Origin of the sequence: Streptomyces sp. STR69, assembly GCF_024519455.1 — a bacterium.
Taxonomy (GTDB): Bacteria; Actinomycetota; Actinomycetes; order Streptomycetales; family Streptomycetaceae; genus Streptomyces.
On sequence record NZ_JALJRY010000002.1, the window covers coordinates 432,807 to 445,608 of the forward strand.

Here is a 12,802-nt window from a genome sequence, read left to right on the forward strand (position 1 = left end):
ACGGAGGTGCCCCGGTGAGCCGTACCCGCAAGAAGGACCCCGAGAAGAAGAAGCCCGACCCGGCGACCGAGGCGTTCACAGCCGGGCTGAAGCTCGTGTGGGCCAACCCCGCGCTCGCCGCGATCGACTTCGAGCTGTGCCGGGAGGAGGAGTGCCGGGCCGCGCCCCTCGCCGGGCTCGTGCTCGTCAACTCCAACGGGTATCTCCACGCGCACCCCACCCGCCTCGCCGAACCCGCCGAATGGGCCTGGGCGATCGCCCACGCGCTCATCCACCTCGGCTTCGGACACGTCCCCGGCGCGAACGGCGAGCGCGAACAGCCCGACCGCTTCGACCTCGCCGCCCGCTGCGTCGTCGTCAACCGCTTCCTGCTCACCTTCCCCATCGGCCGCACCCCCGAAGACCTCCCCGCCGCCTACCCCTCGGGCGACGAGGAACAACTCGCGGCCCGCTGGCGCCGCGACGGCATCCCGGCCGCCTACGAACACTGCGGTACGGCGGGCAGCGCCCCCGACCAGCGGCTCGTACCGTGGCACGGCTGGCCCGGGAACCCCGTCGACTGGCAGATCGCCTTCGCGAGCGCCCTCACCCGCACCATGTCCGTCGCCATGGACCTCGCCGGCGGTCGCCGCGACTCGATGTACGGCGGCCCGACCCGGCTGCGCCCCTGGGAGCGCGCCCTGAGCTGGTTCGTCTCCAACTACCCGCTCCTCGGCGGCATCGCGGCCGGCATCACCCTCGTCGCCGACGCCGAACTCGCCCGCGCCCACGGCATCTCCGTCGCCGCCGTCGACACCGAGGCCGCCGAGATCTACATCAACCCGCTGCGTCAATTCGACGACGAGGAATGGCGGTTCGTCCTCGCCCACGAGATGCTGCACGCCGCCCTGCGCCACGGCGACCGCTGCGGCACCCGCGACCCGTTCCTCTTCAACGTCGCCGCCGACTACGTCATCAACGGCTGGCTGCGCGAGATGGACATCGGCACCATGCCCGAAGGCCTGCTGTACGACCCGGAGTTGAAGGACCTCTCCGCTGAGGAGGCCTACGACCGGATCACCGCCGACCTGCGCCGCACCCACCGCCTGGCCACCCTGCGCGGCAAGGGCACCGGCGACATCCTCGGCGGACCGCTCGGCAGCGCCCGCGACTACGTCGACCTCGACGAGTTCTACCGGCGCGGCCTCGCCCGCGGCCTGGACCTGCACCAGCAGCACGAACGCGGCTTCCTGCCCGGCGGGTTGGTCGAGGAGATCCGTGCCCTCAGCCATCCGCCCCTGCCCTGGGACGCCCAACTCGCCCGCTGGTTCGACGAGTTCGTGCCCCGCCCCGAGCCCGTACGGTCGTACGCCCGCCCCTCGCGCCGCCAGTCCTCCACCCCCGACATCCCGCGTGCCGGCCGCTATTTCCCGCCCGAGGAGGTCGCCCGCTGCACCTTCGGCGTCGTCCTCGACACCTCCGGCTCCATGGAACGCACCCTCCTCGGCAAGGCGCTGGGCGCCATCGCCTCGTACGCAGAGGCCCGTGACGTACCGGCGGCCAGGGTCGTGTTCTGCGACGCGGCCCCGCACGACGCGGGCTATGTACCGGTCACCGACATCGCCGGCCGGGTGCGCGTGCACGGCCGCGGCGGCACCGTACTGCAGCCCGGAATCGACCTGTTGCACCGCGCCGACGACTTCCCGCCGGGCGCGCCCGTCCTCGTCATCACCGACGGCTGGTGCGACGTCCTGCGGGTGCGGCGCGAGCACGCCTATCTGATTCCACAAGGCGCTCGCCTGCCGTTCACCCCGCGTGGGCCGGTCTTCCGGGTGCGCTGAACCGGAATGTGATCGGATGGCTCCGAACGACATCCGCGTCGAAAGGAATCATCGTGGCAACCACGCGCACCGCACACACCGTCTGGGAAGGCGAACTCATCAAGGGCAGCGGCGAGGTCACCTTCGACTCGTCAGGCATCGGTGTGCAGCCGGTGACGTGGGCGTCGCGCGCCGAGCAGGCCAACGGCAGGACCAGCCCCGAGGAACTGATCGCCGCCGCCCACTCCAGCTGCTTCTCCATGGCGCTGTCGCACGGCCTCACCGGCGCGGGCACCCCGCCCACCCGCCTGGAGACCAAGGCCGACGTCACCTTCCAGCCCGGCGAGGGCATCACCGGCATCCACCTCACCGTCCGCGGCGAGGTCCCCGGCCTGGACGCGGCGGGCTTCGCCGCCGCCGCCGAGGACGCCAAGAAGAACTGCCCGGTCAGCCAGGCCCTCGCGGGTACGACGATCACGCTGACGGTGGAATCCGCCTGACCCCGGCTCCCTCTCCCACCTCGATGCCGCACTCGGAAAACGGGTGCGGCATTGACTTTCCGCCACTCAAGTTTTGTGCTGGAGATCGGGCAGTGCCTGGCGGAAGGGGACGGCTATGGGACGTGCGGTCGGGATCGATCTGGGGACCACGAACTCGGTGGTCGCGGTGCTGGAGGGCGGGGAGGCGACGGTCGTCGCCAACGCCGAGGGAGCGAGGACCACACCCTCGGTGGTGGCTTTCGCCAAGAACGGCGAGGTACTGGTCGGCGAGGTCGCCAAACGGCAGGCGGTGACCAACATCGACCGCACCGCGCGCTCGGTGAAACGCCACATGGGAGACACCGCGTGGCGCTTCCCGGACACGGGCGCCATCGACGGAACGCGGTACCGCGCCCAGGAACTGTCCGCGCGCGTGCTGCAGAAACTGAAGCGGGACACGGAGGCGTACCTCGGCGAGGACGTCACCGACGCGGTGATCACCGTCCCCGCCTACTTCGACGACTCCCAGCGCCAGGCCACCAAGGAGGCCGGCGAGATCGCGGGCCTCAAGGTCCTGCGCATCATCAACGAACCGACCGCCGCCGCCCTCGCCTACGGCCTCGACCGCGGCGAGGAACAGACCGTCCTCGTCTTCGACCTCGGCGGCGGCACCTTCGACGTCTCCCTCCTGGAGATCGGCGACGGCGTCATCGAGGTCAAGGCCACCAACGGCGACACCCACCTCGGCGGCGACGACTGGGACCAGCGGGTCATGGAGTACCTGGTCAAGAAGTTCCAGGGCCAGTACGGCATCGACCTCGGCAAGGACAAGATGGCGCTGCAACGCCTGCGCGAGGGCGCCGAGAAGGCGAAGATCGAACTCTCCTCGTCCACTGAGACGACGATCAACCTCCCCTACATCACCGCCTCCGCCGACGGCCCGATGCACCTCGACGAGAAACTGACCCGCGCCCAGTTCCAGGAACTCACCGCCGATCTCCTCGACCGCTGCAAGACCCCCTTCCACCAGGCGGTCAAGGACGCCGGCGTCAAACTCTCCGCCGTCGACCACGTCATCCTCGTCGGCGGCTCGACCCGGATGCCCGCCGTCACCGACCTCGTCAAGGAACTCACCGGCAAGGACCCGCACAAGGGCGTCAACCCCGACGAGGTCGTGGCGGTCGGCGCCGCCCTCCAGGCCGGCGTCATCCGCGGCGACGTGAAGGACGTCCTGCTCCTCGACGTCACCCCGCTGTCCCTGGGCATCGAGACCAAGGGCGGCATCATGACCAAACTCATCGAACGCAACACGACCATCCCCACCCGGCGTTCGGAGATCTTCACCACCGCCACCGACAACCAGCCCTCGGTCGGCATCCAGGTCTACCAAGGTGAGCGCGAAATCGCCGCGTACAACAAGAAGTTGGGCGTCTTCGACCTCACCGGCCTGCCGCCCGCCCCGCGCGGCGTCCCGCAGATCGAGGTCGCCTTCGACATCGACGCCAACGGCATCATGCACGTCTCGGCCAAGGACCTGGCCACCGGCCGCGAACAGAAGATGACCGTCACCGGCGGCTCCGCGCTCCCCAAGGACGACATCGACCGCATGATGCGCGAGGCCGAACAGTACGCCGACGAGGACCGCAGGCGCCGCGAGGCCGCCGAGACCCGCAACCAGGCCGAACAACTCGTCTACCAGACCGAGAAGTTCGTCCGCGAGAACGAGGAACGCATCCCGGCCGACACCAGGTCCGAGGTCGCGGCGGCGGCCACGGAGGTGAAAGCTCTTCTGGAACACGAGGCGGACACCGCGGAGTTGCGCGCGGCCGTGGAGAAACTCGCCACCGTCAGCCAGCGCATGGGCCAGGCGATGTACGCCCAGGCCGCCGAGCAGTCACCCACGGAACAGACGGAGACCCCCACGGAACACACCTCGCCCCAGGAGGAGGAAGGCGTCGTCGACGCGGAGATCGTCGACGACGAACACGAGGCGAAGGGAGGCGCGGCCTAGCCCGCAGTCCACCCGCCGGCCGCGGTCGGCAGGGTGGCGCAGACGGCGTCGAGGACGCAGGCGTACGGCGTGCCGAAGCCGGCCAGCCGGGCGCGGAGTCGGTCCAGGGCGCCGCGGTACTCGGAGAGGAGGTCGAGGTTGCCGGTGCGGGCCGTGAACTCCAGGACCGCGGGCAGGTAGTCGGGCGGTTCCTCCCGGGTGAACTCCAACTCGTGGGCGCGGTACAGCTCTTCGAAGCGGACCAGGGACATACCGCGCCGCCGGGTGTCGCCGTCGTGCCACCGACTCAGGCACAGGCTGTGCCCGTTCTCGAAGTCGAAGACCTGCACGTAGTGCGCGGCGAGTTCCTGGGCCGGAGTGAGAGCCGCGTGGTCGACGAACTCCCGCAGCTGCGGAGCGGCTTCGCGCAGCAGCGGGAGCCGGGCGCGGAAGTCGTCGTCGGGGTAGGTCAGGCAGAGCGCGGCCCCTTGGTACAGCACAGCGTCCGAGGGCATCAGACATCCTTCGCGTCGTGGTCCGGCCGGTCCGGGTGGTCGGGCCCGTCGCCGGGCGCCGTGAACGGGTGCGTTCCCTTGCTCGCCCGTGGTGTCGAACCTAGGGCGGGGCAGGGGAGCGCACCCGTTCACGGCAGCCGTACGGGGCACGACGCGCGGGCGAAGGGTGCGGGAAGTGAGGTCAGACCTTCAGCGCGACCCCGCCGTACACCGGAACGATGCCCTCCGCCTGGGCGGCCACGTCCTCCGGCTCCGGACGCCACCCGTAGACGGCGATCACGCCCGGACCGAGCAGCTGCAGGCCGTCGAAGAAGCGCGAGAACTCGGCCAGCGAGCGCGGGTAGAACGGGGTGCCGCTGCGCCGGAAGTGCTCGGCGGCCTGCGCGATGGCCTCGGGGCTGAGATCCGGGGTGACCTGCGACATCACCAGATAGCTGCCCGGGACGAGGACGTCGACGTACCGCTTGATCAGGCCGTACACGTCGTCGCCGGCGGGATCGTCGCCCAGATAGTGGGTGAGCGCGACCAGCGACAGTGCGACCGGCCGGGTGAAGTCGAGGGTCTCGCCGGCCAGCCGCAGGATCGTGTCCGGGTCACGGACGTCGGCGTGCACGTACTCGGTGCTGCCCTCGGGCGCGCCGTGCAGCAGCGCCTCCGCGTGCCGCAGCACGATCGGGTCGTTGTCCGCGTACACGACCTTCGCGTCCGGGGCGACACCCTGCGCCACCTGGTGCAGGTTCGGCTCGGTGGGGATGCCGGTGCCGATGTCCAGGAACTGGCGTATCCCGGCCTCGGCGGCGGTGCGTGTCGCCCGGTGCATGAACCGGCGGTTGGCCCGCGCGCCACGGAGCACGGTGCCGTCCGTGGCGAGGATCCGGCGCGCCAGCTCCTCGTCCACCGGGTAGTTGTCCTTGCCGCCGAGCCACCAGTCGTACACCCGCGCCGGATGCGGCCGGCTGGTGTCGATACGGGTGGGCGCGGCTTCGGATCCGGTCATGCGGTGTCGTCTCCTCTGGAGTTCGGGTCGGTGTGCCGGGCTCTGCTGTGCGCTGCCGGGCCGGGCTAGAAGGTCTCGCGACAGTCCCGCAGGATCTTCTTGGTGCGCTGTGCGGACGCGGCGTGCGCCGTCATGTGGTCGAGGACCTCCAGATGCGCGGAGACCTCGGTACGGGAGTCCAGATACAGGGCGCCGGTCAGATACTCGGTGAACACCATGTCGGGCAGCTCCGGTTCGGCGAAACGGAACAGCGAGAACGGTGCGTACGTCCCCGGGTGCGGGCCGCTCTCGAACTCCGCGACCTGGAGCGTGACCCGGTCTCGCTCGCCGAACTCCAGGAGTCTGTCCAGCTGTTCGCGCATCACCTCACCGCGCATGCTCACCGGACGCCGCAACACCGTCTCGTCCATGATCACCCACAGGTGCGGCGGATTGTCCCGCTCCAACAGCCCCTGGCGTGCCATCCGCAGGGACACATGCCGCTCGATGGTCTCCGGACCGGTCTGCCCGATCGTCCCGGCCTCCATCACGGCCCGCGCGTAGTCCTCGGTCTGCAACAGGCCGGGCACGAAGTGCGGTTCGTACGAACGGATCAGCCCGGCCGCGCCCTCCAGGCTCACATACAGGCTGAACCACTCCGGCAGCACATCGTGGAACCGCTGCCACCAACCCGGCTCGTTCGCCTCCTCGGTGAGCGCGACGAACGCGTCGGCCTCCTCGTCGGCCACCCCGTACGTGCTCAACAGCACCTGCACATACGGCACTTTCAGCGCGACCTCGGCCATCTCCATCCGCCGTACGGTCGCCGGAGCCACCCGCAGGACCTGCGCGGCCTCCTCGCGTTTGATGCCGGCCGCCTCGCGCAACTCCTGGAGCCTTCTGCCCAGCACTACTTGACCCACGGTGGGCGCGGGCCGCCGTTCACTCACGCCACGCCTCCCCATACGCGCCGAAGTCTGGGGGAAGTGTGCCATGTTCCGGCCGTCGTCTCAGCGGTTCGGAGGTGATCATCCGTCAGTCCCCCAGCCCACGCAGATACTTGGCCGTCGCCGGATCGGCCGGGAGAAACGTCTCGATCGCCAGCTCCGAGACCGTCACATCCATCGGAGTGTTGAACGTGGAGATCGAGGAGACGAACGACAGCACCCGTCCCTCGTGCTCGATCCGCATCGGCAGCGCGAAGTACGCTGCGGAAGCGTCCCGTTCGGCCTCGCCGTCCGCCGCCTCCGGCACCGGATACGCGGCGACCTCCTCGTACAGCGCCCGCAGCGGCTCGGACCGGTGCAGCGCGATCTGCCGCTCCATCTGCGCGAGGAGATGCCCGCGCCATTCACCCAGATTGCGGATGCGTGGCGCCAGGCCCTCGGGGTGCAGCGTCAACCGCATGGCGTTGAGCGGCGGTTGGAGCAGGAACTCCGGCACACCGTCCAGCAGCATCGTGATGCCCCGGTTCGCCGCGACCACCGTGTAGACGGCGTCGACCACCAGCGCCGGATACGGCTCGTAGCCCTGGATCAGCCGCTCCAGCCCCTCGCGCAACGCGCCCAACGCGGGGTCGTCCAACGGGGTCTCCGGATAGCGCGGGGCGTAACCGGCCGCCAGCAGAAGGGAGTTGCGCTCCCGCACCGGCACGTCCAGGTGCTCGGCCAGCCGCAGCACCATCTCCTCGCTCGGCCGGGACCGCCCCGTCTCGACGAAGCTGATGTGCCGGGCCGAGGAGTCGGCCCGCAACGCCAGCTCCAGCTGACTGACCCGCCGCCGCTCCCGCCAGGCACGCAGCAACGGGCCGACACCCCTGCCCGCGGAGGTGTCGGTACCGGTCGCGACGATGGTCATACGCACGACCGTAGTCGAAGCCGCCCGTCCGTGAACGAACCGAGGAACCCGTCCGGGGGAGCCGCGTACCGGACCCACCCCGGGGCACTCTTCTGACCAGGCACGCAGCCGACCCCCTGTGGCACGCTGAAGTGGCCGAAGAGGAACCCGCCCACCAGGAAGGACCGAGGCCATGCCCGTCGCACCGCTGTCGCAGAAGGAGATCGAGGACCGCCTCGCGGAACTCCCCGGCTGGTCCGCCGACGCCGACCGCCTCACCCGCACCTACCGGCTCGGCACCCACTTCGCGGCCACCGCGCTGGTCGTCCACATCGCCCAGGTCCAGGAGGAACTCGACCACCACTCCGACCTCACCCTCGGCTACAACACCGTCGCCCTCGCCGTGAACACCCACAGCGTCGGCGGCGCGATCACCGACCTCGACTTCCAACTCGCCCACAGAGTCGAGGACTTGGCACCCGGACACGGCGCGACCTGACCGCCCGGGACAGGGACGGGCCCACGACGGCGACACAGGAAAGGGCAGGACGAAAGCGCGTGCTCGACTACGACAAGGAAGCCGACGCCTACGACGCGACACGCGGCGGCGAGCCCCGTGCCGCCGCCGCTGCCGAAGCCGTACTCGGTCTCGTTCCGCAGGAGGCCCGCGCCCTGCTCGACGTGGCCTGCGGCACCGGCATCGTCACCCGCCGCCTGGCCACCGCCCGCCCCGGCCTGCGGGTCACAGGCCTGGACGCCGCACCCGCCATGGCCCGTACGGCGGCGACCCGGCTGCCCGGTGCCGTACTCCTCGCCGACAGCCGCCGACTCCCCTTTCCCGACGGGGTGTTCGACGCCGTCACCACCATCTGGCTACTGCACCTCGTCGCGGGCCCCGAAGACGCCGGGGCGATCGTCGCGGAGTGCGCACGGGTACTGCGACCGGGCGGGGTGTACATCACCACGGTCGACAAGGCCGCCGCCCACGACGTCGGCAGCGACATCGACGCCGTCCTCGCCCCGCGCCCGCGCCGCCCCGCCCAGGACCGACCGGACCACGTCCACGACTACGCCGCCGAACAGGGCCTGCACCCGGCCGGCACGGCCCGCTTCCGCGGCCACGGTCAGGGCCGCAGTCCCCGCAGCACCGTCGCGGACCTGCGACGTGGCTGGTTCACCATGCTGCCGCCCGGGGAACCGCTCACCGAACGGTTCGTCGAGCGACTGGAGTCGCTGCCGGACCAGGAACGGCCGCGCAGGGACCCCGAGTTCACGATCCTGGCCTTCAGGAAACCTCCGGCCGGGTGAAGTCCATCGTCCAGTTGGTCACCCAACTCGCCCCGTCGTCCACCGAGAACGCCTGCTCCCAGCGTGCGCCGCTCACGGAGACCCCCGACCACACGAACCGCACCCGCACGTCCTTCCCGTCGTGGGTGTCCTCGCCGTAGAACTCGCCCCGGCCGCCCTCGAACCGGCCCGTCACCGGCGGGAACAGCTTCCCGCTGCGGCTCGACGACCAGTTCAGGGACCACTCCTCGGCCTCCCGGTCGAAGAGCCGCAGGGTCAGCCCCTTCGACCCCAGGTACGGCATGTCGATCTCGTCGACGTTCGCCGCGCCGTCGAAGAACGGCCGACAACGACTGACCCCTCCGAACTCCTCCCAACCGCTGCCGGGTCGGAGGAAGTCGGTGAGACGACGGTTCACGACCTCCCACTCCCCGTGCAGGAAGTCGAAGTCGCGCGGGCTGCTCATGAGCGGTCTCCAGTGGTTCCGGCGGGCAGGCAGTCCGCCAAGTAGGCGTCGAGGTCCGGGACTTCGGGCGCGAGGAGATGCCGCACCCAGGAGTTCCGTTCGTGCAGGATCGGCGGCAGCTCCCACACGCAGCCGATCCACGGCAGATCGGGTGCGACGAAGTGGGTGGGGTCGAGGTCGGGACAGCCGAGCACCGGCTGGCCCGCCGACGCGCCCCGGAAGTGCAGGACGTTGTCCCACACCCAGCTGTACGCGTTCAGATAGGCGCCGTCGTCACCGCCCCGATGCAGGACCACGAAGCCGGCCGGCGGAGTGCCGTCCGGCTCGGGCAGCAGTTCCGGCAGGATCGCGTACGCCGCCGCCTCCACCTCGGGAGCGATCCCGGCCGGGTCGGCGGTGACGTGGTAGCGCTTGATGTGCCGCCCGGCCACCTCGATCGGCGGCGGCACGGTCAGCAGTTTCTCCGTGAAAGGCATGACAGGACGCTAGGGCCGCTTCACTGACATCCTGTGTCAGTGAAGTCCAGCAGACTCCTCTCGATCCTGCTCCTGCTCCAGACCCGCGGGCGGATGACCGCCGCCCAGCTCGCCGAGGCCCTGGAGGTCTCGGTCCGCACGGTCTACCGGGACGTCGAGGCCCTGAGCACGGCGGGCGTCCCGCTGTACGGCGACGCGGGCCACGCCGGCGGCTACCGCCTCCTCGACGGCTACCGCACCCGCCTGACCGGCCTCACCACGGACGAGGCCGAGGCCCTGTTCCTCGCGGGCGTACCGGGACCGGCCGCCGAGCTGGGCCTCGGCCCGGTCCTGGCCGCCGCCCAGCTGAAGGTGCGCGCGGCCCTGCCGGCCGAGCTGCGCGAGCACGCCGACCGGATCAGCGGCCGGTTCCATCTGGACGCGCCGGGCTGGTACGCGGACGCCGACGAGACACCGTTCCTGCATACAGTCGCCGACGCCGTATGGCACAACCGCGTCCTGTATGCGATCTACCGACGCTGGCGCGAGCCCACCGACGTGGAACGCCGACTGGAGCCGTACGGGCTCGTCCTGAAGGCAGGCCGCTGGTATGTCGTGGCCGGTCCCGGCCCGCGCACCTTCCGCGTCGACCAGATCCTGGAACTCACCGCCTCCGACTCCGACGAGAAGTTCATCCGCCCCGACGACTTCGACCTCGCCGCGTACTGGACCGCCCACCAACAGGACTTCCACGACCGCCTCCACCGCGGCGAGGCGGTGGTCCGGCTCGCACCCGGAGCCAACCTCGCCCGGGCGGTCCCCCTCAACGGACGGCCGGAACCGGACGGTTGGACCCTGATGTCGGTCCCCATCGAGTCCATCGACCACGCGCACGGCGAGTTCCTGCGCCTCGGCACGGACATCGAGGTCCTCTCACCACCCGAACTCCGCGACCGGATCACCCGCACGGTCGCCGAACTGGCCGAAAGATACGGCAACTTGCTCACCGGCAGCGGCGACTGAGGGCACGGAACCCGTCCGTCCTCCCAGGAGGTACGTCACGTGAGCTACCCGCACCCGCACCCGCAAGTGCCCCCGCATCCGCGCCCGCGGCACCGGTCCCGCAGACGAAGGGCCGTACTCTCCGCACTGACCGCCGCCGCAGCCCTGGTCCTCGCCCAACTCACCACCGGCGGAACCGCCCAGGCCGCCACCGCCCGCCAGGTCGAGGCCCTCGACCGCGGCGTTGTCAGCGTCCATACCGACAGCGGCAACCTGGTCAGCTGGCGCTGGCTCGGCACCGACCCCGACACCGTCTCCTTCAACGTCTACCGCGCCGGTACGAAGGTCAACTCCGCCCCGATCACCGGCTCCACGAACTACTTCCACGCCGGCGCGCCCGCCCAGGCCGACTACACGGTCCGCGCGATCGTCGGCGGCGTCGAACAGGCCGACTCCGTCCACGCCATCCAGTTCCGCACCGGCTACAAGGACGTCACCATCACCCCGCCCGCCGGCGGCACCACCCCCGACGGAGTCGCCTACACCTACGAGGCCAACGACGCCTCCGTCGGCGACCTCGACGGCGACGGACAACTCGACTTCGTCCTCAAGTGGCAGCCCACGAACGCCAAGGACAACTCCCAGTCCGGCTACACCGGAAACACGATCCTCGACGGCGTAAAACTCGACGGCACCCGCCTGTGGCGCATCGACCTCGGCCGCAACATCCGCTCCGGCGCCCACTACACGCAGTTCCAGGTGTACGACTACGACGGCGACGGCAAGGCCGAGGTCGCCATGAAAACAGCCGACGCCACGGTCGACGGCGCGGGTACGGTCATCGGCAACTCGGCCGCGGACTACCGCAATTCGAGCGGCTACGTCCTGTCCGGACCCGAGTACCTGACCATGTTCAACGGCCGGACCGGCAAGGCGATGAGCACCGTCGACTACGTCCCGGCCCGCGGCACGGTCTCCTCCTGGGGCGACTCCTACGGCAACCGAGTCGACCGATTCCTCGCCGGTACCGCCTACTTGGACGGCAGCCGACCCTCCCTGATCATGGCGCGCGGCTACTACACGCGCACCGTGATCGCCGCCTGGGACTGGCGGAACGGCGCCTTCACCCGCCGCTGGACCTTCGACACCAACTCCTCGACCAACACCGGCAAGGGCTACGACGCCCAGGGCAACCACCAGTTGGCGATCGCCGACGTCGACGGGGACGGCAAGGACGAGATCGTGTACGGCTCGATGGCCGTCGACGACAACGGCTCCGGCCTGTGGACCACCAAGAACGGCCACGGCGACGCCCTGCACGTCGGCGACCTCGACCCCGCCCGCCCGGGCCTGGAGGAGTTCAAGGTCGACGAGGACTCCTCGAAACCGTCCTCGTGGATGGCGGACGCGAAGACCGGCGCGATCATCTGGTCCACACCCGCCAACGGCGACAACGGCCGGGGCGTCTCCGGGGACATCTGGGCGGGCAGCCCCGGCGCCGAGTCCTGGTCGGCATCGGAGAGCGGAGTCCGCAACCCCCAGGGCACGGTGGTCTCCACCCGCAAGCCCTCCAGCACCAACTTCCTGTCCTGGTGGGACGGCGACCCGGTGCGTGAACTCCTCGACGCCACCCACATCGACAAGTACGGAACGACCGCCGACACCCGCCTGCTGACCGGCTCCGACGTCCACTCCAACAACAGCACCAAGGCGACCCCGACCCTGTCCGGCGACATCCTCGGCGACTGGCGGGAAGAGGTCGTCTGGCCCACCACCGACAACACGGCGCTACGGATCTACTCCACGCCGTACGAGACGACCACCAGGATCACGACGCTCCTCCACGACACCCAGTACCGCACGGCTCTGGCCTGGCAGAACACTGCATACAATCAACCGCCCCACCCGAGCTTCTACATCGGCGACGGGATGCCGACGGCACCCCGGCCGACTGTCTACACACCGTGAGACAAGCGGCTGCGCGCGCCGAGGCGCGC

General features: G+C 70.3%; 13 protein-coding genes. 7 read left to right on the forward strand and 6 right to left on the reverse strand.

Translation table 11 applies throughout. From position 1 onward, the window contains the following. Positions 1-14 precede the first annotated feature (14 nt). The 3 genes from OC490_RS05650 to dnaK all read left to right on the forward strand — a co-directional run bounded on the left by OC490_RS05650 (position 15) and on the right by dnaK (position 4,289). A complete protein-coding gene (locus OC490_RS05650) occupies positions 15-1,820 on the forward strand; it encodes a DUF2201 family putative metallopeptidase (protein ID WP_262056664.1) in 1,806 nt (601 codons plus the stop codon). A 53-nt stretch (positions 1,821-1,873) separates the two neighbouring features. Then, the gene (locus OC490_RS05655) at positions 1,874-2,299 is read left to right on the forward strand and encodes an OsmC family peroxiredoxin (RefSeq protein ID WP_262056665.1); all 426 of its coding nucleotides are present in this window, start codon (positions 1,874-1,876) and stop codon (positions 2,297-2,299) included. A gap of 115 nt (positions 2,300-2,414) precedes the next feature. Continuing rightward, positions 2,415-4,289 carry a molecular chaperone DnaK gene (gene dnaK, locus OC490_RS05660; protein WP_262056666.1) on the forward strand — a complete coding sequence of 625 codons (1,875 nt, stop codon included), beginning with the start codon at positions 2,415-2,417 and terminating at the stop codon, positions 4,287-4,289. On the opposite strand, the gene narJ is transcribed toward dnaK, so the two are convergent. The 4 genes from narJ to OC490_RS05680 form a co-directional block, all read right to left on the reverse strand. Further along, positions 4,286-4,783, reverse strand: a complete 498-nt coding sequence (gene narJ, locus OC490_RS05665; protein ID WP_262056667.1) for a nitrate reductase molybdenum cofactor assembly chaperone — start codon at positions 4,781-4,783, stop codon at positions 4,286-4,288. The two genes, dnaK and narJ, sit on opposite strands and share 4 nt — an antisense overlap. A 181-nt stretch (positions 4,784-4,964) precedes the next feature. Next, positions 4,965-5,780 carry an SAM-dependent methyltransferase gene (locus tag OC490_RS05670; RefSeq protein WP_262056668.1) on the reverse strand — a complete coding sequence of 272 codons (816 nt, stop codon included), beginning with the start codon at positions 5,778-5,780 and terminating at the stop codon, positions 4,965-4,967. Between the two features lie 65 nt (positions 5,781-5,845). After that, positions 5,846-6,709 (reverse strand): helix-turn-helix domain-containing protein, encoded by an 864-nt coding sequence (locus OC490_RS05675; RefSeq protein WP_262056669.1) that lies wholly within the window; start codon positions 6,707-6,709, stop codon positions 5,846-5,848. An 85-nt stretch (positions 6,710-6,794) separates the two neighbouring features. Then, positions 6,795-7,616 carry a helix-turn-helix domain-containing protein gene (locus tag OC490_RS05680; RefSeq protein ID WP_262056670.1) on the reverse strand — a complete coding sequence of 274 codons (822 nt, stop codon included), beginning with the start codon at positions 7,614-7,616 and terminating at the stop codon, positions 6,795-6,797. Positions 7,617-7,788: 172 nt separating this feature from the next. Between OC490_RS05680 and OC490_RS05685 the strand changes: the two genes are divergently transcribed. After that, positions 7,789-8,094, forward strand: a complete 306-nt coding sequence (locus OC490_RS05685; protein ID WP_262056671.1) for a 4a-hydroxytetrahydrobiopterin dehydratase — start codon at positions 7,789-7,791, stop codon at positions 8,092-8,094. A gap of 59 nt (positions 8,095-8,153) precedes the next feature. Continuing rightward, positions 8,154-8,903 (forward strand): class I SAM-dependent methyltransferase, encoded by a 750-nt coding sequence (locus OC490_RS05690; protein ID WP_262056672.1) that lies wholly within the window; start codon positions 8,154-8,156, stop codon positions 8,901-8,903. On the opposite strand, the gene OC490_RS05695 is transcribed toward OC490_RS05690, so the two are convergent. Next, the gene (locus OC490_RS05695; RefSeq protein WP_262056673.1) at positions 8,881-9,348 is read right to left on the reverse strand and encodes a hypothetical protein; all 468 of its coding nucleotides are present in this window, start codon (positions 9,346-9,348) and stop codon (positions 8,881-8,883) included. The two genes, OC490_RS05690 and OC490_RS05695, sit on opposite strands and share 23 nt — an antisense overlap. Next, complete coding sequence (locus tag OC490_RS05700; RefSeq protein ID WP_262056674.1) at positions 9,345-9,824, reverse strand: hypothetical protein; 480 nt, start codon at positions 9,822-9,824, stop codon at positions 9,345-9,347. The genes OC490_RS05695 and OC490_RS05700 overlap by 4 nt, the downstream gene beginning before the upstream one ends. Before the next feature lie 39 nt (positions 9,825-9,863). Between OC490_RS05700 and OC490_RS05705 the strand changes: the two genes are divergently transcribed. Further along, complete coding sequence (locus OC490_RS05705; protein WP_262056675.1) at positions 9,864-10,826, forward strand: helix-turn-helix transcriptional regulator; 963 nt, start codon at positions 9,864-9,866, stop codon at positions 10,824-10,826. 39 nt (positions 10,827-10,865) lie between these two features. Next, entirely contained in the window at positions 10,866-12,773 is a 1,908-nt protein-coding gene (locus OC490_RS05710; protein ID WP_315986654.1) for a rhamnogalacturonan lyase, read from the forward strand. Positions 12,774-12,802 lie beyond the last annotated feature (29 nt).

Bases quoted from the DNA above. Each gene is read 5' to 3' on its own strand.
- OC490_RS05695 (WP_262056673.1), bottom strand. From the start codon at position 9,348: ATGAGCAGCCCGCGCGACTTCGACTTCCTGCACGGGGAGTGGGAGGTC.
- dnaK (WP_262056666.1), top strand. From the start codon at position 2,415: ATGGGACGTGCGGTCGGGATCGATCTGGGGACCACGAACTCGGTGGTC.
- narJ (WP_262056667.1), bottom strand. From the start codon at position 4,783: ATGCCCTCGGACGCTGTGCTGTACCAAGGGGCCGCGCTCTGCCTGACC.
- OC490_RS05680 (WP_262056670.1), bottom strand. From the start codon at position 7,616: ATGACCATCGTCGCGACCGGTACCGACACCTCCGCGGGCAGGGGTGTC.
- OC490_RS05685 (WP_262056671.1), top strand. From the start codon at position 7,789: ATGCCCGTCGCACCGCTGTCGCAGAAGGAGATCGAGGACCGCCTCGCG.
- OC490_RS05700 (WP_262056674.1), bottom strand. From the start codon at position 9,824: ATGCCTTTCACGGAGAAACTGCTGACCGTGCCGCCGCCGATCGAGGTG.
- OC490_RS05670 (WP_262056668.1), bottom strand. From the start codon at position 5,780: ATGACCGGATCCGAAGCCGCGCCCACCCGTATCGACACCAGCCGGCCG.